At 47.0% G+C, this 24,805-nt stretch carries 18 protein-coding genes; 3 read left to right on the top strand and 15 right to left on the bottom strand.

From position 1 onward, the window contains the following. The first annotated feature begins 92 nt into the window (after positions 1-92). Positions 93-1,904, top strand: coding sequence for a flagellin N-terminal helical domain-containing protein (locus AC1VYS_RS04310; RefSeq protein WP_482913148.1), 1,812 nt, complete (start codon positions 93-95; stop codon positions 1,902-1,904). Positions 1,905-2,018: 114 nt separating this feature from the next. Here the strand turns inward: AC1VYS_RS04310 and AC1VYS_RS04305 are convergent, their stop codons facing one another. Both AC1VYS_RS04305 and AC1VYS_RS04300 read right to left on the bottom strand, forming a co-directional pair. Beyond that, positions 2,019-3,836, bottom strand: a complete 1,818-nt coding sequence (locus AC1VYS_RS04305) for an ABC transporter ATP-binding protein (protein ID WP_482913147.1) — start codon at positions 3,834-3,836, stop codon at positions 2,019-2,021. Continuing rightward, on the bottom strand, positions 3,829-5,565 hold the full coding sequence (locus tag AC1VYS_RS04300) for an ABC transporter ATP-binding protein (RefSeq protein ID WP_482913146.1): 1,737 nt from the start codon (positions 5,563-5,565) through the stop codon (positions 3,829-3,831). The genes AC1VYS_RS04305 and AC1VYS_RS04300 overlap by 8 nt, the downstream gene beginning before the upstream one ends. A 130-nt stretch (positions 5,566-5,695) precedes the next feature. Between AC1VYS_RS04300 and AC1VYS_RS04295 the strand changes: the two genes are divergently transcribed. Continuing rightward, positions 5,696-6,541, top strand: coding sequence for a MerR family transcriptional regulator (locus AC1VYS_RS04295; RefSeq protein ID WP_482913145.1), 846 nt, complete (start codon positions 5,696-5,698; stop codon positions 6,539-6,541). A gap of 316 nt (positions 6,542-6,857) precedes the next feature. Here AC1VYS_RS04295 and AC1VYS_RS04290 read toward each other — a convergent pair whose 3' ends face one another. The 12 genes from AC1VYS_RS04290 to AC1VYS_RS04235 form a co-directional block, all read right to left on the bottom strand. Beyond that, positions 6,858-7,436 carry a DUF4256 domain-containing protein gene (locus tag AC1VYS_RS04290; protein WP_482913144.1) on the bottom strand — a complete coding sequence of 193 codons (579 nt, stop codon included), beginning with the start codon at positions 7,434-7,436 and terminating at the stop codon, positions 6,858-6,860. Positions 7,437-7,527: 91 nt separating this feature from the next. Next, positions 7,528-8,880 carry a glycosyltransferase gene (locus AC1VYS_RS04285; protein ID WP_482913143.1) on the bottom strand — a complete coding sequence of 451 codons (1,353 nt, stop codon included), beginning with the start codon at positions 8,878-8,880 and terminating at the stop codon, positions 7,528-7,530. Beyond that, complete coding sequence (locus AC1VYS_RS04280; protein ID WP_482913142.1) at positions 8,843-10,240, bottom strand: glycosyltransferase family 2 protein; 1,398 nt, start codon at positions 10,238-10,240, stop codon at positions 8,843-8,845. Before AC1VYS_RS04280 ends, AC1VYS_RS04285 begins: the two co-directional genes overlap by 38 nt. After that, complete coding sequence (locus AC1VYS_RS04275) at positions 10,237-11,244, bottom strand: glycosyltransferase (protein ID WP_482913141.1); 1,008 nt, start codon at positions 11,242-11,244, stop codon at positions 10,237-10,239. Before AC1VYS_RS04275 ends, AC1VYS_RS04280 begins: the two co-directional genes overlap by 4 nt. 31 nt (positions 11,245-11,275) lie before the next feature. Next, the gene (locus tag AC1VYS_RS04270; protein ID WP_482934472.1) at positions 11,276-12,979 is read right to left on the bottom strand and encodes an ATP-binding cassette domain-containing protein; all 1,704 of its coding nucleotides are present in this window, start codon (positions 12,977-12,979) and stop codon (positions 11,276-11,278) included. Between the two features lie 5 nt (positions 12,980-12,984). Beyond that, a complete protein-coding gene (locus AC1VYS_RS04265; protein WP_482913139.1) occupies positions 12,985-14,841 on the bottom strand; it encodes an ATP-binding cassette domain-containing protein in 1,857 nt (618 codons plus the stop codon). Beyond that, complete coding sequence (locus AC1VYS_RS04260; RefSeq protein ID WP_482913138.1) at positions 14,838-16,127, bottom strand: hypothetical protein; 1,290 nt, start codon at positions 16,125-16,127, stop codon at positions 14,838-14,840. The genes AC1VYS_RS04265 and AC1VYS_RS04260 overlap by 4 nt, the downstream gene beginning before the upstream one ends. A gap of 90 nt (positions 16,128-16,217) precedes the next feature. Continuing rightward, entirely contained in the window at positions 16,218-16,460 is a 243-nt protein-coding gene (locus AC1VYS_RS04255) for an indolepyruvate ferredoxin oxidoreductase subunit alpha (protein ID WP_482913137.1), read from the bottom strand. Beyond that, positions 16,448-17,224, bottom strand: a complete 777-nt coding sequence (locus AC1VYS_RS04250) for a S24/S26 family peptidase (RefSeq protein WP_482913136.1) — start codon at positions 17,222-17,224, stop codon at positions 16,448-16,450. Before AC1VYS_RS04250 ends, AC1VYS_RS04255 begins: the two co-directional genes overlap by 13 nt. Further along, a complete protein-coding gene (locus tag AC1VYS_RS04245; RefSeq protein ID WP_482913135.1) occupies positions 17,194-17,490 on the bottom strand; it encodes a PqqD family peptide modification chaperone in 297 nt (98 codons plus the stop codon). Before AC1VYS_RS04245 ends, AC1VYS_RS04250 begins: the two co-directional genes overlap by 31 nt. After that, entirely contained in the window at positions 17,462-18,820 is a 1,359-nt protein-coding gene (locus AC1VYS_RS04240) for a radical SAM protein (protein WP_482913134.1), read from the bottom strand. Before AC1VYS_RS04240 ends, AC1VYS_RS04245 begins: the two co-directional genes overlap by 29 nt. Before the next feature lie 575 nt (positions 18,821-19,395). Continuing rightward, on the bottom strand, positions 19,396-20,499 hold the full coding sequence (locus AC1VYS_RS04235; RefSeq protein WP_482914904.1) for a glycosyltransferase: 1,104 nt from the start codon (positions 20,497-20,499) through the stop codon (positions 19,396-19,398). A gap of 224 nt (positions 20,500-20,723) precedes the next feature. Between AC1VYS_RS04235 and AC1VYS_RS04230 the strand changes: the two genes are divergently transcribed. After that, positions 20,724-21,215, top strand: coding sequence for a hypothetical protein (locus tag AC1VYS_RS04230; RefSeq protein WP_482913133.1), 492 nt, complete (start codon positions 20,724-20,726; stop codon positions 21,213-21,215). A gap of 85 nt (positions 21,216-21,300) precedes the next feature. On the opposite strand, the gene AC1VYS_RS04225 is transcribed toward AC1VYS_RS04230, so the two are convergent. Continuing rightward, the gene (locus AC1VYS_RS04225; RefSeq protein WP_482913132.1) at positions 21,301-24,681 is read right to left on the bottom strand and encodes a HEAT repeat domain-containing protein; all 3,381 of its coding nucleotides are present in this window, start codon (positions 24,679-24,681) and stop codon (positions 21,301-21,303) included. Between the last annotated feature and the right edge of the window lie 124 nt (positions 24,682-24,805).

The following is a 24,805-nucleotide window of genomic DNA, read 5'->3' as shown; positions in this document are numbered from 1 at the left end:
ATTTACAAAAAAAATCACATATCAATAGACTATCCTTATTCTACCATGGTAAAATTGATCATATTACTCCACTTTAGATAGAGGTATAACATATGATTATTTCGCATAACTTAGCGGCTACTAGTGCACATAGGAGAATTCAAGAAAACGCCCGCAATAACTCTATCCATTTAAAGAAACTATCTTCCGGGCAAAGAATTGATAGTGCGTCTGATGATGCAGCAGGACTAGCAATATCCGAGAAAATGAGGGCACAGATTCGGGGACTTGACCAAGCAAATCGAAATATACAGGATGGGATTTCTCTTGTTCAAACAGCAGAAGGTGGACTGCAAGAAATTTCAGCTATTTTACAAAGACAGAGAGAACTGATTGTTCAGGGTCTAAATGATACATACAACACTAACGATCGTCAGATGATTGAAAGCGAGATCAAAGAGCTTACGAATGAAATAAACCACATTTCCCAAGGCACAAGCTATAACACGATAAACTTGTTGGCAAGAGATGATTATGAAATACTGGCGGATCGTTCGAGTTCTAGTACAAACACTTCCCTTACTGAGCCGCCTACAATTTCAACCATACAGAAAACTGTAGTTTATGCACCCTCTGGGACACCCCCAGAAGCAAGACACTTGACCAGCCATTCTAATACGTCATCTACAACTCAGACACATACAAACACAAATGTAATTACTCCGATAACCTCGCAGGATTTGATACAAAGTTACAACGAATATAATGTGGATACTTATACAACAACTAAAACAGATACAGAGCGTTCAGTATATGAAACATTAGCACCTACAACCGATCCGCAATATTCAGCACCAGACTATTGGCATGCTTCGGGAACGAATACAACTTGGTTTGGGCCCAAAACATTAGGTCGTGTTTATGGCACGATGAGTGAGAATGTAGAAGTCGATGGCATTATGCGACCAGTGGAGTATACATCTAGAAGCAATACCGGTACAGTTCCGGCTTGGGATCATATGTGGTTTCCAAATAGCGAGGTATCGATAAAAAGAATCCGGACTATACTTCCAGATAATTCGATGCAAATCGAATATATCATAAATAACGGAAATCCAACGGATACGAATTTAAAGCTAAGTAACCTAGTTAACCCGCCTGATAATTCAGTGATGACAGATGCAAATGGGCTACTTCTCCCCAACGGTGTAACATCCATTAATTCGCCATCTGGAAATACAACATATACGATGACAGGAACGGAAGCAAATGCTAGTATTACATTCGATAATTCACTCGGATCTCTATCACCAACCCAACTTGCAATTCATAATCCCGCAGGGGCACAACCCACAATTAATTTTGATTGGGATGTTAACATCCCTTCTCAATCAAGTATAACGTTTGCTTTCAATTACGGTCCTTTCTCATTAAATTTGGATGTATTGGAACGTACATACGAAACAGAAGTGTCTACACGCATAGAAACAACTACAAATGTCGAGATCAAGGACATAGACTATATCACACCGAAACTCACGGTCCAAGCCGGAGCAAATCAAGGGCAACATATGGATATCCCTTTATTCAACGTGCAGGCTGATGAGTTAGGCATTACAACGATGGGCTTGTTACCACCATCTATTCAGGACCAAGCATTATCTCGTGTAGACAAAGCCATTTCCAAAATTTCCAGTATTCGTGGAATATACGGTTCAATCCAAAATCGAATGGAACATACATTAAACAATACAAGTAATGCTACAGAGAATTTGAGTAATGCAGAATCCCGAATTAGAGATGCAGACATGGCCAAAGAAATGTTAGAGTATACAAAATCAAATATTTTATTGCAGGCTGCACAAGCCATGCTCACACAATCGAATCAAAGCCCTCAATCCGTTCTACAACTACTCCACCAGTGAACAAAATTTAAGGGTGTCCCAAAAGCCATTTATAAGGCTTTTGGGACACCCCCTTTTTGATCTTGGCTGCTTTCTATTACGCTCTTTGATGCTTAAATACTACTACGTTAAACGTTACTCCCACTCAAAAGCTCCAGTATACAATTGATAATACGTACCTTTCGCCGCTAGCAGCTGTTTGTGGTCACCACGTTCCTTGATATGGCCATGTTCCATGACCATTATGGCATCGGAATTCCGCACGGTAGACAAACGGTGTGCAATGACGAATACCGTTCGGCCCTGCATCAGATTATCCATGCCCTTCTGAACCAGCGCTTCGGTACGTGTATCAATGGATGAAGTGGCTTCATCCAGAATCATGACAGGCGGATCGGCAATAGCCGCTCTGGCAATCGCCAGCAGTTGACTCTGCCCCTGTGACAGTCCGTTGCCGTTGCCATCTAGCCGGGTCTCATACCCGTCAGGCAAACGTTCAATAAAACTCGCCGCATACGACAACTTCGCCGCCTGGATCACCTCTTCGTCACTGGCGTCCAGTCTTCCATAGCGAATATTCTCAGCGACCGTACCCGAGAACAGATGGGTATCCTGCAGAACTATTCCCAACGAACGCCGCAAATCCGCTTTTCGAATACGCTGAATGTTAATGCCATCATAGATAATCTCGCCTTCTGTAATATCGTAGAAACGATTGAGCAGGTTGGATACAGTAGTTTTGCCCGCACCCGTTGCACCTACGAATGCGAGTTTCTGTCCAGTCATGGCATACAACGTAATATTCTGGAGCACTTGTTTCTTTCCGTCATACGTGAAGCAGACGTCCTTAAACTCCACTTTGCCTTTCAGAACAACGCTTGTTCCGTCTTCCAGTTTCCAGACCCATCCGGGCTGTTCCTGATTTATCTCCAAGGTCACACGGCCTTCATCTGCTTCAGGCTGTTCATCCATCATGTTAAATATCCGCTGAGCCCCTGCAACAGCTACGACAAACATGCTGACCTGCGAGGAGATTTCGGCAATCGGCATTGTGAAATTACGGGATAAACTCAAAAAAGCTGCAATAATCCCCAGACTTAGACCGGCGTTCCAGCCCGATATGGACATAGCTCCGCCCGCAATAGCCACAAGCACGTAGATTAATGTGGACAGATTCTCATTGATTGGCATGAGGATATTCGAATATTTGTTAGCTGTCGCCGAATCGTCAAACAATTTATCATTCAGATGTGCGAATTGTTCCATCGCTTTTTGCTCGCGACCAAACACCTGCACTACCTTTTGCCCATGAATGATCTCCTCGATATATCCATCCACAATCCCGATGGACTCCTGTTGCTGAAAAAAGTGCTCGGTTGCCTTGGTACCGACGGTTTTGGTAACCCAAAGCATGGCGAGTGCACCTATCACAACCACGATCGTTAACGGCACATCAAGAAACAACATCGTACCGAGAACGACCACCACTGTCACGGCAGTGGACAACAGCTGGGGCAATCCATCCGTCAGCATCATGTTCAGTGTATCCACATCGTTCGTGTAATGACTCATAATATCCCCGTGCGCTTTACGGTCAAAATATTTAATCGGCAACTTCTGCATGTGATCGAATAAGCGGTCACGAATCCTCTTCATAATCTGTTGTGAGACGGTAATCATCAGCCGTTTCGAGACAAATGTACTGATGACTCCAGCAGCATAGATCACAGCCAGAATGATTAAAGCCTGTAACAAGGCATCAAAAACCGGATTTTGATTTCCAAGTAGCGGCGTAATAAAGTCGTCGATCAGCAATCGCAGAAAGGCCGCTGAAGCAACAGAGACGGCAGAACTCACCAGCACCAGGATCAGCGCTAGTGTCGTTCTGAATTTGTAATATTTAAAGTAGGTTAGCAGACGTTTTATCGTCCGGCCATATTGAATGTTATCCATCCAGTGCTTCACCGCCTTTCGTCTGTGTATAATAAGCCTCTTGATAAATTGTATTTCGACCCAGCAGTTCCTCATGGGTTCCGTTATCTACCATCTTGCCTTCGTCCAGCACGAGAATCTGATCCGCATCTTCAACAGATGCAATACGCTGGGCGATAATAATTTTGGTTGTATCCGGTATGCTTTCTTTGAAAACGTTGCGGATTAACGCGTCGGTCCGTGTATCTACGGCGCTGGTGGAATCATCCAGAATCAGAATCTTCGGTTTTTTGAGCAAAGCTCTGGCAATACACAGTCTCTGCTTCTGACCTCCCGAAACATTCGTACCGCCTTGTGCCAAATGAGTGTCATATCCATCCGGAAACGTGGAAATAAACTCATGTGCCTGTGCCGCTTTGCACGCCTCAATCAACTCTTCATCAGTAGCATGTTCATTGCCCCAACGCAGATTCTCCTTAATCGTGCCTTCAAACAGGACGTTTTTTTGCAATACCATCGCGACCTGGCTGCGAAGCAAACTTAGATCGTATTCCTTCACATTGACACCACTGACAAGCACTTCACCCTCACTCGCATCATACAGACGTGGAATCAACTGTACCAAGGTGGATTTTGCACTGCCCGCAGCTCCAATAATACCGATCGTCTGTCCCGAAGCTATCCGCAGATTTATATCAGACAGGGCATAATTCTCGGCTTTATTAGAGTAACGGAAGGATACATTACGGAATTCAATCTCTCCATTGTGCAGCTCTGTAACTGGCGATTCAGGGCTGGTAATGTCCGGCTGTTCACTTAACAGGTCATTAATCCGTCCCGCCGAAGCACGAGCAATGGCAACCATAATGACAACAATCCCCAGAGTCATCAAACTCATCAGAATTTGCATGGAATACGCGAATACACTCGTAAGCTCCCCGGTAGTCATGTTTCCGCCCACAACCAGTTTGGCCCCGATCCATGAGATGATCAGCATCACGGCATACATCACAATTTGCATCAGTGGAAGTTCAAACGACAGAATGCGTTCTGCCTTGGCCATCTGTGCAAATATTCGCTGAGATACGGCCTGAAACTTGGATACCTCACGCTCTTCTCGCACATAGGACTTCACAACCCGGATGCCGCGTACGTTTTCCTGAACAACTTTATTGAGATCATCGTAACTGTCAAAGGCACGCTCAAATATTGGAAAAGAATACTTCATGATGATCATCATGCCAATTGCCAGCACGGGTATAACAATCACGAACCATGTAGCGATGGACGGGCTGATACGATACGTCATAATCGTTGCAAAAATCATCATAACCGGGCTGCGGAAGGCAATCCGGATAATCATCAGAAATGCATTTTGCACATGCGTAATATCCGTAGTCAGCCTGGTGACGATGCCTGAAGTCGAGAATTTATCCATATTGGAGTACGACAGCTGCTGCACATGACGGAACAGATCATAACGCAGATTTTTGCCAAACCCCGACATTGCAATTGCAGAATGTTTACCTGCCAGCGCACCAAAGACCAGAGACACCAGGGCAAACAACACCAGTATCAAGCCGTACTTGGTCACCTGATCCATCTGGCCCCCGGTAATCCCCTTATCAATTAATTCAGCCATAAACAATGGAATAATGACTTCCATAGCTACTTCGCCAAGTAAAAACAACGGCGTCAGCCACGTGTCTTTTTTATATTCCCCTACACTTTGCAGTAATTTCCTGACCATAAGCATTCTCCTCATCTAAAATAAACACCCTGATCTGCGATCTAAAGGTAGATCGGCGGTCAGAACAGCTGTATTATAAACTGTATAGTAACTATACAGTCAATCCATTATTTTCGACCTGGAGGTACTTATGCATTCCAATGAAATGTTGTCCATTAGCGCTTTTTCCAAGCTGTCCGAGGTTTCGCGCAAAACCCTCATTTACTACGACCGCATTGGTCTGTTCAAGCCTGCCTATGTGGCGGATAACGGTTATCGCTATTACAGCCACAGCCAGTTTGAAACAATCGGCGTTATTCATATTTTCAAAGAGCTGGGCATGTCCCTGGAGGAAATTCAGCAACATCTCGGTGAGCGTTCTCCCGAAACGACTCTTCAACTTCTACGTAAACAGGAGGAAAATCTGCAGTTGCAGATTGCCAAACTAACTCAGGCTAAACAAATGATTATTCAGCGTGCGGAAAATATAGAGCAATCCATGCACCTGGACACCAGCCAAATGCATGTCATCTGGCAACCTGAAACCCCCTTGCTGCTGAGCCGCCGCATCTACTCATCCAAAAAGGAGTTTCCTGAGGAACTATGGGAGGATTTTCGGGTGCGTTTGAACAAGGAACATGCACCGCTCGGTTATCCCGGCGGTGTCATCATTCCTAAAGTGGATCTACTCCGGAAAAACGGAGATATGATCTCCCATATGTACAGCTATATGACCACAGAGCATCATGAGCAGGCGTATATGCCGGAGGGATTCTATCTGGTGTCTTACGCCAGAGCCGACTATGGAGATACCGAGAAGTTTTTTCCGCAAATCTTTGATCATATAGAGAAGAAACAATATGTCATTAAGGGGGACGCATACGAAGATTACATGCAGGATGAGATTGTGTTGCAGCATGCGGAGGATTACCTGGTTCGGGTTATGGTGCACATTGAGGAGCCGAGTGATAAAGGAGATCTATATAAGTTGAACTAAAGATTTTACACAGCCCACTCCAATGACAGAATAACCTTCCAATCGCTGTTATCTCCAGATTTTTTGAATTCCCTTCTCCAAAGGGGAAAATCCGGTGATAAAGGCGAACGTTCCGCTTTTTCAGGTTTTTTCTGTCCTCTCCGTTATTGTGTAAAAGAATGGTTCAACTTATATAGCAACTTAACTTAACTTAACTTAGCTTAACTAGGCTTAATTCAAATCAAAAAAGGAACCATTCGCAGCCTGCCGAATCGTTCCTTTATATTACTGTGAGGACTGCCCTATTTCATCTAACCTACTGCAATCTAGATTTCATTTACACCCTTAACAAACCACGAAAACCTCTTGCAGCGTAATAAGACTCCGCACCATTATGGTACATAAACACGGTATCGTAACGGCGGTCACAAAAGATAGCTCCACCCCGCTGTCTAATATGTTCAGGTGTCGCCACCCAGCTGGATGTTTTCAGATCAAAGTTGCCTAGTTGCTGCAACTCCCGATACTGAGTCTCACTTAGAAGCTCAATGCCCATCTCGATGCACATCTGACCCGCGCTGTGTTTGGGTTTGTTCTCTTTGCGAGCGTCCAGTGCGGCCTGATCATAACATACACTGCGGCGACCCTTGGGACTCTCTGCTGAACAGTCTATAAAGATATATTCACCTGTCTCACTATCCAACTCCACAACATCCGGTTCGCCGCCCGTCTTCTCCATCTCGTGCAGTGACCATAGTTTGTCCGGGTGTGCTTCCAGTTTAGCCTCTACGTTAGCCCAATCCAGATCGGAATGACGACTCATATTCTTTTCAAAACGGGTCTTTAATGCCTTGAACAATTCATCACGTTGTTCCGGTGACAGTTCTTTTTCATTTTCAATGGAGTTCGTTGTCATCCTCATTCTCCCCCGGTTCATCATCGGAATTTGTATTACACTGATCCTACTGATTGTATTGAAAATAAAAACGAAAAACAACCTGTCCCGTTCACAGGTTGTTTACCTCGGCATCCAGCTGCTGAGCAAGCCGGGTTATGCCAAACACCGCTGTCTTGCTTGTGCCTCCAAGAGACTCAGATTGAAACCCGGTTGGCAGCTGCTCCCCCACAATAGGAAGATTCTCGAGCTGTACACCTGCTGTATCCAGCAGATACACTCGTTTGGCAATCCGCAGCATCTCATCCAGAAACACGGTTAACAGTGTAAGCGGAATGACCTTCCAGATATCTGTAACGATTGCCGTCTGGTACGTGCCTTCCTCACAGAAATTGACAAACCCTGCTTTGTAGGTGGTATGGACGTCTGGTCTCTGAGTGCGCATAATCTCGGTATTCTTCTGATTACATGCGAATACATCGGTGATATTTAACCTGTCTGCAAACGCCGGAGTGACATACCCGACTGCCAAATGTCTGCCTTCTTCCTGCAAACCGAGTTGGGCCGGGTCAAGATCTTCGTAATCTTGCGGCAGATGTTGATCCGCAACATTAAACTGTGCAAGCAACATTTCATAAATAAAGTTTTGATTCACATAGGACAGCTCCACGGGAAGCTCCTGATGCAGCTTCACAAAATGCAGATGATTCTTCCGACTTGTCATCTCTACCGGATTAAATTGCTTATGTGGCAAATGTAACGCACGTAGTGAAGGGTCTGCCCGAAAATGAAATCCTGATTTCCACAGGCGGTAACCTAGCTCCAGATCCTCGTGCCCCCAGCCGTGGAACGACTCATCGAATCCGCCCACCTGTCTCAGCAGACGGGTCTCCACCGAAACCATGCTTGTCCAAAACATCGTCCATGGAGCAGAACTTCGATCCAGATCATTTTCATAAAAATCAAACTGCAATTGTCTGGAGTCAGGATAAGCCTTCAGCATCGGATTCCGCAAACAGGCCTCAGGATGCTCCGAGGAAGCAATAGATTGCAAGTATTTGGCGAGCGGTTGCTCGTGATCCTTTTGATTCATGCCATGAACTGTGCCGAGTCCAACCGTATGTTCGTGACATTGATGAAATTGAATGACATTAAGAATCATATCCGCACCGATCAGTACACCGGTGTCCAGATATACACATATTTCATGTTTAGCCAAGTGCAACCCCATGTTCCGCGCTGTCCCTGCCCGAAACCCCAAATCCTTCTGGTAACAGTATCTCAGATCCAGATCGTCTTCGAAGGAACAGGCGACCTCCTTCGTATCATCACTTGACCCGTCATCACATACAATGACCTCAAATAAGGAGGTGTCCGCCTCCTGATGTTTCAGGCATACGAGCGTGCGCTCCAGCAAATCGGAGTGATTATATGTAGGAATGATGACGGTGACTCCTTTGGTCATCTAACATGCCTCCTTCCTGAACTTGAACCATTCCACGGTCTGTGCACGTAACCAGTTTCATATTTCGATCCACGACATCCACAATGTTGTAATCGATGTCTCTGCCCCGTTTTTTCAAAGAAGCAAGGGCCGCTAGCAGAGGAAGAATTTCCGTTCTTGGACTTAAGCAATAACATACAGACGAGGTTCTCAACGCTTCCATGAGGAGATGGGGAATCATCTCCGGTCTGTACATCGTCCACACTGGAGTGATGATACAGCCATCGAAAGATAATGCATCAAACGGCATACAGCTCCCGGTTAGCCTGTAGACCTTTTTTCCAGAGACATTCATCAGCCCTTCGCTCATCTCTCTGGGGTCAATCAGTGTACTCACCTGCGATAGAGCAAACAGCTCGGCATCATAACCTACCAGTAAAAAGTGAGTACCATAGCTTGAAGTGACCGTCTGTATAACCTTCTGCATCACATGGGTCAAGGTATCTTCCTCCACGAGGGTGTCGGTTATGGCTATTGCTGCGCTTGCCGAGGCGGTACTATCTGTCACTGAATCCTTCTTCCAGTCATGCAGCTTGAGCAGGAATAATTCAATCTCCATCGCAGGATATTTTCGCAAAAACATTCTGGCATTCACCGCCTGATCCCGCATTCGCTTCGCCTCATCCACCTCATGTGGCACATGTACAGCCCAAGCCGACCGGCTTAAATGGAGTGAATAGCCTGATTGCACAAGTCTGTATCCGACCTCGATATCCTCAATGCCCCAGCCTTTGAACCTGTGCTCAAATCCACCTGCGCGCTGTAACGCTGTTCGGGAAACAGAGATATTTCCTGACCAGAATACGGCCCAAGGCCACTGTAATTGCATCAACTGATCCTGCACCGGTTCATAATATTTCTCACGCTCGTCTGGCATACGCCCGGATTCATGTTCGAACCATCTCATAAAAGCTTCTAGCTCCAGTTTTCCCTCATAATTCAGCTCTTCCCGGTGCATGCCCTTCTTCCCATAGATATAACCAATCACCACATCATGCCCGGCACGCTGCATGGCCATATGTTCACCAACAAAGTCAGCGCACACAATCGTATCTGCATCCAAAAAGATAACAACATCCTCCGCAGATTCACGGATCGCCCGGTTTCGTTTGTCGGATACCGTTGTATGTGCCGGAGTGTCCATGTAATGAATACGCAGCTTGTCTCCAAAGGCATTCCTGAGCGGTTCAAAAGAAATCGTTCCGCCCTGATCCACCAGCCAGACGGAAAAGTCCGAGTAATGCTGACCAGCGAGTGCTTGCAAAGTCAGGTGTAACACATCCGGTTTGCCATACACCGGGATAATGACCGCCACGTTCATAACCGTTTCTCCACAAGCTGAGGTGAAAAGCTTTCCAGAACGCAAGAGGTCAGATGATCCAATGCTGTACCGTCGTAAGCATAGGTTTGAAGCTGTGTTTCTCCACGTAAAATCTCACTCGCATACGTAGCAATCCGGCCTTGATCCAGCTCGGACTCCTCTAGCCACCGGACATAACCTCTCTCTGCCATTTGCCTCGCATACACAATGTTGTAGGGATTCACTTCTTCCCGCCGGGGAACCGCGATAGCGGGTACACCCAGCGAAGCCAATTCCCACAACGTGGTATGACCACCTCTGCACACCACCAGGGAGCTATCTCTCACTTCGTCCATAAAAGAGCCCGGGTCAGCAATAAAATGTGTCGTTTCATCCCCGAGCCGCTGCAATGATCTGGTCAATGTGCCGCTGTACACCAGCTTGATATAATCCGTTTCCCCCTTCAGATCCGCTATTGCTTTTTTGAAAAAGGGAACGTCCGCAATCGTCGCTGAGCCTGACGTAATGATGATTTTTTTCTCCCTGGCCTCTGTCCGTTCAGGCACCTCGACCACTGGGCCCACAAAATGCAGCTTCTCCCGAATCGAGTCCGATGCAGGGAACATCCAGTGTTCCTGCTGATCCACAATCGCGATTCGATCCGCCATTTGCAGATAACCAAGCGTCTCCTGTTCATCCTCCATCCAATTGGTGATGAAGCAGGTTGGGATGCCCAAACTTCGGGCGAGTGGTAATACGAGTAGCTCTTCATCCACCACGATGCCGCCGGGTTGTGTGCTGCGTATCAAGTCCAGCAACTTCAGAATTCGCTCGGCACTACTGCCAGCAGACGGCAGTTCGAGATCAATCAGATGACCTGAATACGCCCTCTGTACATATTGAAATCCGGAGGAATAAGACGCAAAAATGACCTCATGATTTAACTGAATAAGCCGCTGGGCAACAAGCAGATCACGCTTCGCATGTCCAAATCCGTTTCCACGTGAGACAATGAGTATCTTCATTGATATTTCCCCTTTCCTTGGCTTTCCCATGTCATCCGGCGGACGCGGCCATTCCCTGCTTCCTCAGCAAAGCCACCTGCGCACCGTACATATCCCGAAATACGCCATCTTCCTCCAGCAGTCTGAGGGGTGCACCTTCCTGCACAATCTGTCCGTCCGCCATCACATAGACCCTGTCACAATGCATAACGGTGCTGACTCGATGCGCAATCAGCAGAGCTGCTTTACCCTGGGCTGCAAATTGTTTGACACTCCGAACGACACTTTCCTCCATCACCGGGTCCATTGCAGCCGTAGGTTCATCCAGGATGAGCATGGTCCGGGTATTAGCCATCGCCCGTGCAACTGCCACACGTTGCCATTGCCCGCCCGACAGCTCCGTTCCGTCTGTATATCCTGCACCCAGTCGTTTGCCTCCACTTCGCTCGGTGATATCCTGTACAAGCTGCTGCGCGGCCTCACTCCACTCCCGATGAAGCCCGACATTTTGCTGAATACTCAGCGGGAATCGCGCAAAGTCGGCATAAGCAACAGAGATTGTACGCAGTCTGTCCGCATGCAAGCTCGGTTTTCCATCCACCCAAATCTGACCCTCGGAAGGCTCGAGCAAGCCACAGATCAGATTGCACAGCGTTGTTTTACCAGCCCCATTCTCCCCCACCAGCCCGACGAGCTCTCCAGTGCGAAAATGCATCGTCACATCCGTCAGCACAGGCTTGCTGCTATTGGGATAGGAGAATCCAACTCCATTCAGTTCGATTTCTTGGTCCGCTTCCTTGGCCGTGGTCTCGACTTGATCTGCCGTATCTTTGGCTAGAAAACGAGAGAGATTGGATGCGGTGAGTAATTCACTGGTAAACATACGCAGCTCCAGTACAAATGCATTGGCTTTGCCAAGCAATTCATCAATCAATTGAAAGGCGATGATTAAACCGCCGATAGAAGAACTGGCTGTCAGAATGGATACCATATAGGCCGCAGAGATGAGAAGAAGCTGACCGATCTGCATCACCCCTGATGTCTTTTGGGAGGTAAGGAGAAAGGATTGATGGGTCTTGCTGATGTCAGCAAATGTATTTTTCCAAAGACTCACAATATGTGGGGAGTATCCAAAAAGCTTGCGTTCCTTACCCAGTTGAAAATCCATGACGGTGCTGCGGTAATAATTTTCACGGATACGCTGTCCTGACAGCTGATTCTCCACGTTAAACATCTGACGACCCAGCTTGTATTGTTTGAATACAACAAAAGCAAAGGTCACCATCATTACCAGACACCCGATTTTCGTAACGAACCATAGCGCTGTACCCAAGCTGATCAGAGTAACTGCGGCACTAAGAACATCCAGCGCAAGTGTGAGAACGCGATGGCCACGATCCAGACCGTTCGCTGCCTTCTCCGCAGATTCGGAGAACGAGGCATCGAGAAGTTTCTGGTAGGGCACTTTATTGTATTGATCGATATACAGCTCTTTGGCGGCTCGCCCCAAGTGAACACGTAGTCCCTCCAGTGCAATGCCGTATAACGAATCCATCAATTTCTCTCCGATGGTTGCCGCTGCAAACCAGGCCATCAGCATAATCATGCGATCGAGATCCACCCCGGTAATCACCTGCTGAACGGCATATCCGAATAGAAAAATGCGAACGGCGGGCAATATCCCTTTGAACAGGGTCACAGAGAGAGCAAATGCAATCCACGGTAACAGCTTTCGTTTGTTCTTTACCTTGGTCAACCACATTAGGCCACGTCCCCTCCTTCCTCTTCCTTCATCGTCTCCATAAAAGAAGAAGAAGCTTTCCACATCGCTTGATAAGGTTGGCTTCTTTCAAGCAGTCCCTCATGCGTTCCATAGTCCCGAATTTCCCCCTGATCCATCAGGAGAACCGTATCGGCAAAAGCACAACCTACCAGACGGTGAACAACGAATAACACGGTATACCCCTCTAATCGGTTAATAATAGACTCCAGAATGCTTAGTTCGTTACTCGGGTCAAGTTTGGACGTCGGTTCATCCATAATGATGACTGAGCCTGCCCGATAAATAGCCCGGAACATACTTCTAGCTAAAGCCAGCCGCTGCCACTGCCCTTCTGAAAGATCCGATCCTCCGACTTCCGGCCACAGTTCGGTTTGCAACCCTTCTGGCAGCGTGTTTACAAATTGGGCATTGGTCAGCTTCAACGCTTCCATCATGCCATCGGTATGCTCCTTACGAGTGATGTCACCCAGATACACATTCTCGGCAGCGGATAGTTTATAACGTCCGTAGTCTTGCAGGCAGAAGCCACCCACATCCTCCGACGCTACGGAACCCTGATCCGGCTTCAATAGCCCTGCAAGCATCAGCATCAAGGTGCTTTTGCCTGAACCGTTGGCGCCAACGATCGCCACCTTGGCTCCGCGTTCCACATCAAAGTTGATATTTTTCAGTACATCATGTTCTCCGTCATAACTGAACGTTAATTGGCGAACAGATATTGCATAGGTAGAATGGATATCATTATTTGTGCAGTCAACTGCGCCTGTGACTGTGACTGTATCCATCCCCGCATCTGGAGTTGTGTCTGCACTTTTGGCAACAGCTGTGTTTGCAAAAGTCCCCGTAACCGGGTCTGCCGTCTTGTTCGACTGTTCCTCTGCAGGCTGCTCAATCAACTCCGCCAAAAATATTTTCCGCCCCAGCCAGTGCTTGCCTTGAGTGAGGACCAGACCCAGCAACTGTTCCAGATGCAGGCCTCCGATAAGCAATGCCGCAACTTCGCCCGGATGCAAGGTACCTTGCCAAAGTTTCCATAGCCCCACCAGCAATACAATGGTTGTCACAACCCCACTGCCGAGTTGACCTGCCAGCCTGTAAAATCCGGTCTTGACCATTTGTCTGATCGTTAACCGCGCGATTCGAATCTGCTCTGCCTGCCATTTACCTTTCACCCAACTGGATATACCAAAAATACGCATTTCTTTGGCCGATTTAAACGTGGTCAGCAAGTCCAGAAACGTTCCTTCAAGCCTCGTTGTTTCCGAGATGCTCTGCAGAAAATCCGATTCAGTAGCTGCTGCCTTTTTCATGAGCCACACATTAAGCACCGTTCCAGCGAGAATTAGCAGCGGCGCCCACCATGCTACTACTAGCAAGATCCATGTCAGGGAGAATCCCGTTATAATGACCTGGAGTAAAGCCGTCAACCCGTCCAGTCCACCATGATAGATCGAGTTGACGGATTCGGAAGTGCTTGATATTCGGTTTCGCGTTGTCGCCTGGAGCAACTCGTTCTCTGTTCTGCGATTCACGTTATCGAATAAACGGATAGAGAGATTGTGATAGACGTGATCTTTTACTTTTCTAAGAAAATAGGGCTGTATCACGTTGAGCAAAATCGCAATCGTGCCAGCCCCGGCAATAATACCTATGTATGCTAAAGAGGCGTTGCGGTCGCCGTTAGCCAGTTGATTGACTGAATGCTTGATCGCCCATACCATGAAGCCAGGCCACACGCCGAGTGCAAAAATAAGTGCTAACAATGCCCATATGGCCCGATCTCCTGCCCGGACGATCATCCACATCTGGACAAACCCGGCATGTACACGGCTCATAATATTCTCCTTCCCGAGGCAGAATCCACGAAAGCAATCGGTGTATGAATCTGCGACAATACGGAAGTCTCGATATAATACCCTGGTTCAGTACGAACCGAAGGGCACAATAAAACAAATTTCCAGGAGGCATCAGCATCTTGATCAATGAGCAGACAGAGGGTTTCTGTCGTACCAAATTGCTTCTGACCTGTCGCATGGTCATACGTTACAGCTGCTTCTTGATGACTATGCTGGATATGATGCCTGGAGCAGATCTCTGCAGCACCTTCCGCATTCCATGGTAAGACCAGAAACGGATACGTCCTCCCCGATCCACCTTCCTCCTCTGACTCTGCAATATCATAATAATCCGCAATCCATCTGGTATTTGCCAAAAGATTGTACTGATCCTTTATGGAGACTCGAACCTTTTTCTGGATCGTATGTACGACCGTCATAGGGATGTCATGACGCACCTCTTCCAGATGCGGAGGCGGCCAGTGGGCATTCAGACTGCGAACATATTGAACCAGATGATCCCCAAACCCCAGCTTGCCGTCATATTGCGAGAGTGCCCACTGGTAGACTAATTTGTCTTCTTCATGAAAAATCAAATCGATATTCGTGCTGAAAAAGTGGTCCACCTCAATCAAAATGATCGCCGAAACCAAATTAATCAAATATGGCTTCAAGCCTTCCTTTACTTCTCCATATTCCTCTTCGTGAGCAAGCAGCCATTCTTTAACGAGATAATGAATACCACCTCGCGCGAAGAAAGAGACGGTCAGGTTAAAGTCATCCCACAAATGAAGCGGTGGCGCGCCAAAGGCCAAATGTACGGAGGTGGACGTTGCTTTGCTCAGACTGGCTCCAAATCTCCCAATCTGCGGAGGAGGCATGGTGGATAACGGGTACAGCTTTAATTCAACCACCTCGGCAATGTCGAAATTCTGTATTAACGGTGCAATATATTCCCGAATGGCTCCACATTGTGAAGCCATATGATTTTCATACTCAGCCATAACTTCATCTGCTTTGTTATCGGCAGATGCTGCTAATATACGTTTGACCAGCTTCACTTCAGGCCCAGTCTGCACGGCTAACATATCTTTCAAAAGCAAACTGCCCCAATATCGATACACATTAGAACGGAGACCCCGATTACGGATAAGATTCAAAAGCGCAGGCGGATAGTTTCGTTCCTGAGGAACCGTCCATAACTTATCTTGTCTTAATTCATTAATAGCTCTACACATCTCCAACAACAGCGGATATTGCCCAACTCGTACACGAAATGTCGGCATCTCGTTCCGGCTTCCCTTCTTCCCTGGTACTACATGTCAACGCAAGGCTCTTCCTCCTTGCGCTGACACATGCAGGTTATGACGGCGTGACTACGTGAGAAAAAACGAACGATTTTCTTCAATGCTGCTTCTCCATTGCTTGGGCACTGCGTTTTCTGGAAAAATAGCTGCCACAGGGCAGGCCAGATCACACAAGCCACAATCGGTACATACCGATGGATTAATATAATATTGCTTGGCACCCGGAGATGTCTGAATGGCTTCTTCCGGGCAAGCCACGATACATTTCGCCAACACTTCTCCTTCGCATGTGGCGGTAATTACCCATGACATACGGTTGTCCCCCTCATATGAAAACCTATAATCGCTGCAATGCTTAGTTCCGCATGCAGGGTATTCCAGTACTGGGTGGCTGTTCGGGCCACGAAATCGACATCACTCATGCCAATAATACCGGCAGATTCATCCGTTTCTCTCGCCACCTCATAACCTGCAAAGATCACGACCCTGCTAGCAGCATGCGGCAGCCGAGATAGATGCTGCCTTGCACCTTCATGAATGACAACGGCTGTCCATCCCTTCTCCCGCATACTTATTAGCTGGCTGAACGGATTTTCCGCAAGGACAATATCTACACCAAAGGCACGGGATAACACTTCGCAGGTTGAAGTACCCATGGCATCAGGATGAACCACAACCTTCATTTCAGTTGGTGACCCATGTGAATCAGCTAAGGTCGAGTGACCTTGATCGGGATTGTGATCCGGGTTCTGATGGAGCATTGGATCTTCCGGTATGTCCAGCCGTCCCAAAATATCATCTCGCTTTACAGGAGGATCAGACAAGTGATTGCGGTCACCTGCAGTAACAACGAAGTCATGTCCAAGGCTGATAATACGATGAGCCAGAAAGCCGTTCATCTGGTCACGAACCAGCACAACATCGCCTTCTTTGATCTCCTCCAGCAAAGGATGAACAGCAACGCGTTGCCCCTGAACAAGAAGAGGATACATGCAGTTGCCATCGATCACGATTGGGATAGACTTTCCTTGTTGCAATGCGTGTATCAGGAAATCCTGTCTGCGGGTACTAAGCATTCGTTCAGAACTCCCATTTTGGATAATGCCGTTACAAAATCCCGGATATCGTCCTCGACATGATCTTCCTCGCTAATATTAAATTTCAGTTTAATCTGTTTGCCCATCTCCTCAAGAGATTGTGCAGAATCGGCAAGCATGTTCCATACCGCTTTACTGACATCATCCTCCAAGACAAACACCTCGCCAGAATCCGAAAGAATGAATATTCCCTCTACATTCTCATCAAAAAAAACATCATCGGCTATTTGAAACCACTGGCTCATTGGTTTTACCTCCTGCCATTTTGAAATAAGCGACCATTTTTCTACGAATACCACGTCTGATGCCTGAACAATCCTGCGAATCGGTTCCATCGACATCACCTGTGGCTCCCCAATGGAATGCACGGCAACCTCCGCCGCAAGATTCCCTGAACGTACACTTCATGCACTCTGGCAGCGTGTGTACCGTCCTGTTCCGCGAGCGTTCAAACACCTCCGACGTCTCCCATATTTCCCGAAGTGATTTCTCCCGAATCGATCCAGCGTGAAACATCGGAGAATGCATCAGCTTACAAGGGAAAACGTTACCCTTCGCATCAATTGAAAACTCACTCGTGCCGTGACCGCAATGGCGTCTACGCTCATACTGCCTTACGTTCAAGGCATGGCAGTCTTCATGGGCATCGCCCATCTCAATATCCAGCATCCGATCCGCGATGCGGCGGCGTTCACCAAAGTTCAGTCCTTGCATGCGGTCATCTCCGCGGCCAAGCGTTGCTAGCGGTACAATATTCAAGCGTACCGAGCGCTCCGTTGCGAACTTTAGCATGGGATCAACCGAATCACGGTTATGCTTGGTCACCGTTTGGTTAATTTTTAATTTGATTCCGGCTTCCAGAATCAGATCAATGGCTTTACGCGCTCGTTCCCACGTATTTATACCACGGTTGGCTTCATGCTCCTCTTTATCGAGCGAGTCAAAGCTGATCGTAAACAAATCCACCAGTTTGGCAATTTCGTTGACCTTTTCACGGCTATTAATCAACGTGCCGTTACTGATTACATTGACTCGTAATCCAATTTCCTTACTGTAGGCCATCAGTTCCATAATATCTTTACGTATAAATGCCTCACCGCCCGTAAATACGATGGTACTGGTGCCCAGTTCCTTGATCTGTCTGATCATGTCTTTGGCTTCTTCGGTATTCATATCCCCATTCATCGAGCGCTCCGGACTGCTGTCCGCGTAACAATAAATACAGCTCAGATTACATTTGTAGGTGGTTACAAAATAAACAGCGGTAGGGGGCACCTTGCCTATTCCCTGCTTCTGCATCACATCCAGCAAGTGATACTCGGCAGGTCTTTCTCCTTGATAGGCCACACGGTACATCAGCATTTTTCGAGCAACCTGTTTCACCTGCTGAGGGTTCAGACCGGATTCAATCAATTCTGCTGCCGACTTCCCGTCATATATCAATTCCGACGCAATCTCATACTCGCTTGGTGAGTACACAACCCAACAGTTGAGTTGAACGTTATGTACGACATAATGACCATCCTCGTAGTACACTGCGACATCCGGAATATGCAATCGTTCCTCTATTTGCATGAACAAGCCTCCAGTAATCAAGATAAGAGGCCGATAAACAGGCCTCTTTGTGTGTTCATGAAGAATAAATGATTAACATCCGTAACCGCCGCCCACTGAAAATGCACAGCCACAGCCGCAGCCTGCTGCTACAGCAATCGCTGCAGATTCCAATTTGCGGAAAGTTGGTTTTTTGTAATTCGTCATATTTTCTCACCTCCTCTCATATAACAACGAAAAGTAAGCGCTTGCAAAGTTTAGACGAAAAAGGTTTATTCCAAGAGGAAGCTGTCAGAGAAAACATAGAAGCTGAATGAATTAATCGTAAAAAGTATGGAGTGAAGGCTTGTCTAGCACAAAGGTTGTACATTCAAGTCTAGTTTACAACGAAAGGAGGGAATCAAGAGGTTAGTCTAGGAAGTGTACGTGAACATCAAGTTCATTGAAATTGAGATTGGGTTTTATCATGGGATATGTCGTAGAGTCCTGTGTATGACTTATTGTAGAATTAATTCTTCAATGCCATGATACTTGCGATGTATTTAATTCCATTAAATTGAATTTTTTTTCTAGAATACTTCCATTTTTTTGCTGTGTCAACTGTTTTTTTGAATATTCTGTGAACGATCCATTCCTGTTGTAACGGTTCGATCCGTTGCAATGTCCTGAAGTGCCTGTTCAAACCGTTCAGCAATGTTTTGAACTGCATACCTTCTCACCGAATCTCTGCATACTTCAGGTTCAGGAAGCCGTAGATGACCCTGAATAATGCCGTCCAAAATAGACGTCAATTGTTCCAGATTTTCAGGCTCATATAGCCAGCCATTGCTGTCATTCACAATCTCTCCTGGCCCATACTTGCAGTTACTTGAGATCACTGGAATTCCTCTGGAAAGGGCTTCGATCAGAACCAGCCCAAACGGTTCCGTATCGGATGCCAGAACTAATGAAGTGGCACTATGCACCGTATCCCACGGCCTTTGCTGCCATCCATGCCAAACGATATGATCTTGCAGCCCCAATTGTCGGGACAGTTCTACTAACGGTTCATATTGACCCCCGTCACCAATGATGTGTAATTCAAAGCATTCCTTTTGCAAAGGGGAAAACGCCTTCAAAATCTGATCCACATTTTTTACCTTGGCCAGTCTTCCAACAACTAGAAATACGGGATGAGGTGCTCTGTTCACATATGGAATGTTATCAAATTTCACGGGATTATAGACCAGCTTATTGTGTTTTTCGGGAAAAACACAGTTTAAATCTTTTAAATTCCCTTCACTGATCGCCAAATGGCCATCCGCAGCCCGTAAATCTTCGAAGAATTGATAGTAAAAATCCAGATTAAAATGAAGCCAGCTAACCACCGGCACTTGCCTATCTAACCGCTTCACTGCCATTGTTGCAGCTTTCACGCCGATAGCGCCTGTTGAGACAATGATATCTGCTCTGGGGATATCTTTCATGACGTCCGCCAAGGCAGCAGAATACATATTGAACAAAATATTCTTTGGGATATAATCGTTGATCTTGGCAGACAGAGTAATCGTGTTTATCCCCTCTTCCCAGGTACGATCTTCCGATTCTCTTCTTAAAATTACGGTCACATCATGCCTCTGTTTGAGTTCATGATAGATTAACGAAAGGACTGTTTCCATTCCACCTCGGCCACTGAGCGCAATATCCACGACAAATATCATGTTCAATACGGGATACCTCCTTAAGTGCAGATCATTAGTAAGCAAAATTCATGCCAATTTTCTAGCATTTCCCACCAAATACTAACACTTCTCTGCTTTAAAGTAAATTGATCTTTTTTGATATCTATTACTTAATTAATATGATCAATTAAACATGAATTACATGACATTCATTCGAACCTCTGATAAACTACGCTATATAGATATCCAATGGAGGAAAAAAAATGAAAGAGTTTATATTTATGTTGTCATTCCTGATGTACACTTTTAACACCTTGATGATCTACACCGGGGGCGGTGGTGACGTGTCTCCTGCTGTTTCTATCCAGGATGAGGCCCCTTCTTTTGCATGGGAAGAACAGATTGCTCACATCGCCAACAACCAGCAATCCCCGAAGGAAAAGGCTGCTGCAGTGGAGAAACTGGCCAAGGAATACGTCCCGACTACCGAAGAGCTTGAGGAATTCAAAGTATATGTTCTAAATGAGTTTCTTAATTTGAGATATCTTGACGATAGTTCAAACGACAAATATATGTTAAGTGGTATATTTCAGGCTATTGCCCTGGAGCATCATGACCTTGACCTTCTCAGGGATTTTGCCAAGGCCTTCTATCACAATACCAAAAACGTATATACCGGAGTAACCAAGCCCGGAAGCGACAGTGTACTGAAATATGAAGAGCAAATGTTTGAATCCATTAATGCGGGCCGCTAAACCGTCACCGAGCCATTTTTTATGAAAATTGAATCATCCAAAAAAAGCGGTACAGAATGATCTCTGTACCGCTTTTCCTGTGACGTTATTCAAGTATGGTCCAGCTGTCGAGCGCCTGTAACCGGACGGCTTCATGCGCATGCTGCCGGTAAGCCCTTAAGCGATTGCGGCAATCCTGATTCCATGCTAGTTCCTCACCAGCAATCTTCAGTAACGACAACCCTACCCAGGAAGACGCCATATCCGTCCGCACATTCAACATATCTATGATGTGAAGCAATTGCTCCGGTTTCCAATATCCTTTCCCATCAAGCACCGTACGTACAATCTGCCGATCAACCGATTCAAGTACATACGGATGCGCATTAACGATATCAATAACAGGGTGTAACCCTTGAACCGTCTGATCTGGCTTGCTCCAGTCCAGTGCAGCCAGATATAGACGTATCATGGTGAGCTTCAGCGATTCCTGATGCTGAAGTGCCTTGATTATGGCTACATATAATGGAGCAAGTTTCCTTTTCACGGATAGAGATACCGAGACGAGTTGATCGATCAGCTCCAGCAAACGTTGACGATGCGGTAAATCTCGCTCTCTGCCTGCGTTCCAGTCATCTTTGGCCTCCACTTCTGCCAACTTCCGGATGATTTGTACGACCCGATCATTCACTTTCCCGTCCCTGCTAACCGTGACCAAAGCATGAATCGCCGATTTCCAGCGCGTACCATCCTGCAGATCAATTAGTGCTTTGCCAGCACATTCCGCAATGATCTCTGCACTCACCTGTGCCCAGTATGACATCGCATAAAAGGCTTCCATCGATACAAGCGGGTCATCATGGGCCGCTATTTCGGTAATCCATTGTAAATATCGCAGTCGCGATTCCACCGGAAGGGCATCCGGCCTTTGATTCAGCAAACTGCGTGCAATGTCCCGATCCGAAGAGGAAGCCATAACACTCATCATCGCCCAGCTTCGCTCGTCATCCAGACATTGTCTGGCCGCATGACCAATGGCAATGATGACATCCTTGTGCCTGTTCGGCTTCTCGAATTCACGGACGAGTAAGCTCACGCTCTGACTGCTTTTATAAGCTCCCAGCAGTCGCACCGCTTCTTTCCGCACCGTAATCTTGAGTTTCTCACGGTCTAAAAGGTCCGAAAGCATGGACGTGAGCAGCACCGGATTCACCCTGCGTGCACACCTCGGAATGGAATACATCGCCACTCGTGCACGATCTCCATCCAGATGGTTTAACAGCACCGCAAGAGCCTCTTCTGGTTCCTCCGTTAACGAAAAAGCATGCAGTGCAGCCTCCACGATATGTACTTCCGGATCAGTTAGTAGCTTCTCTAGTAAGGGATTCGAACGATAATCCGGCATGCCTGCCAAACTGCGCATCGCATTTGCACGCTCATAGAAGCTTCGCTTGTTGTCTTGTGCCACCCGGTCAAGTAGCGAAGCAAGCGCTTGTTGCTGACGAGGCAACCAGCGGTAAAAGCCATTATACGCTGGAACGAGATAGATGGTTTTCCCCGTTAAATGCTTGCCTTTGAGGACTTTGCCAGAAATAAACGGATCAAGCCACTCCTGACGCTTCCGGTGCAAGTGCTCGAACACTTCATAGAATGAGATGAATGTCGGATCAAGATCCAGCAGTTCCCTAACCCGTTTATCCCTGGTCTTGTAGGGAGCGAGCCAGTACCTGACGGCTTGAGCCGCTGACTTTTTACTCTTCACCAATTCCTCGAGCAGGTCGTGCAGTTTGGGCAGTCGATCAATCGCTTTGCCAAATGCACTAGCCATCTGCAAAACGACGTAGTCACTCTCCCGTTTATTCGCTTCTATACCTATGGCATAGATTTCGTCAAATAAGGTTTCGAGCGCGGCCTGCGGGAGTGTGTCCCACTCTCTGGAAAATAACATAAACTGCCCATCACGCATCGCCATTCGTTTGAGTGCTCTCAGCGCAAATTGGAACAAGGGACGCTCGGGTTCACTTGCATGCTCCAGCAACATGTCAAAAGCCAATTGCTCGACTCCTGTTCTCGTTCCATACGAAGTATCTCTGGCCTCAATAACACTGTCGACCAAGATCGTCAGATGTGGCACATGCTCTTCCTTAAACATCGTGACTGGACATCTCGATAGTTCGGCCATAACCATGAATCGCACCGGGTCCTGATCGTTTTTCACTCTTGTCAGGAACCGTAACGTTTCCTCCATCCCACTACGGGACAGAGCTGTGCTTTGTATCAGCCGGGAATACGCCATAGCACGCTCATCCGCATTCGACACCTGAACAGACTGTTCCAGCGTTTCTCTAACTTGTGCAATCAGACGACGTGCTGTCATTTCGAACGTTTTTCCCCGGTCTTCCCGGACTTCTCGCAAGTTAAGCATGCGAACCGCTTCCTTGTCGCGCAACTGATGCGGTAGGACATCGAGCAAAGTCATAGGGAATACTCGGTTCGTTCGCTCCTGCTCCGGATATGCGGCATTAAATAACGCTTCACGACTGGATGGCGCGAGCGTATCCAGCACCTTTGCCACTTGAAAAGGTGCTTCGGCAAGCATGGTCACCAGTGCAGTCCAATGTGCAGTGGTGAAGTATCTTCTCTTTTTCAATACACCCGCCGGTACCCCGTTGTTCAGCAGATATGCTCTTGTCTCCTGCCTCGTGAGCAGTTCAAATACTTGCTCAGGGTTAGTCTTAATCAAAGTACCGAGTTGATGTTTGATGACAGGATGAATCAACTCTTTGGGTCCATAAGATAGTGCATATTCCAGGACAACCGCAGGTCTGAACATACTCAGCTTCTCTACAGCCGTGCTCATCTTAGCCCATACGCTGGACCTGTCGCTCTCCGATACTTGATTCAAGTTATTTTCTAAGAAAGCAGCGACCAGATCCGGGTACCGGGATGTTATGGTTCGCCAATTATTAATTGCATATCCAAGCTGTGGCAACCGTGTGCGAACCGTTGCTTCACCACACATGGATAGCAGAAAAATAGCGTCATCTGCGCCCCAACGTTCCAATACAACCGGCAACAGCCGTTCCGCCCAGTCCTGCCTTGTATACTTCACAATACTTCTCAGCAGCTGCTGACGGCAATGGTGCGACATCGAAACAATCTCGGATTCAATGTCATACCCCGGATCAGTGACCACCTCTGCCAACATCCCTGCTGCTCGTCCCCTAACCCCGGCCTTAGAATGATTCAATGCGTGTATAACAGCTTGTGCATCCTTGACCGCACCAGCTCCGGTTAATGCCAGATGTGCCTCGTACGCTGTCCCGCTGTCCAGCAGCTCAAGCAGCAACGCCGCGTAATCTTTCGGGGCCACCGCCAGATGACTTCGTCCCAGCCGCGCAATCTCTTTCATTCGGTTCGAATAACCCAGCGAGCCCAGTTCTTCTAAAATACGTTTTTTATTCAGTGGAGTATGATTGTTCTTCACAAGACCCTCTCCCCTCATGTTGTCACTTGCACTTTCATTTCCACATACTCTTTTTTCTTTTTGTCACTCTTTATGTGACTTTTTCTATAACTCTCTTATATAACCCTTCCCAGCACCTGGAAGT

Source organism: Paenibacillus sp. G34 (genome assembly GCF_056856875.1).
Note: the sequence above shows the minus strand (reverse complement) of the source record. Positions and strands in the feature narration are given on the sequence as shown.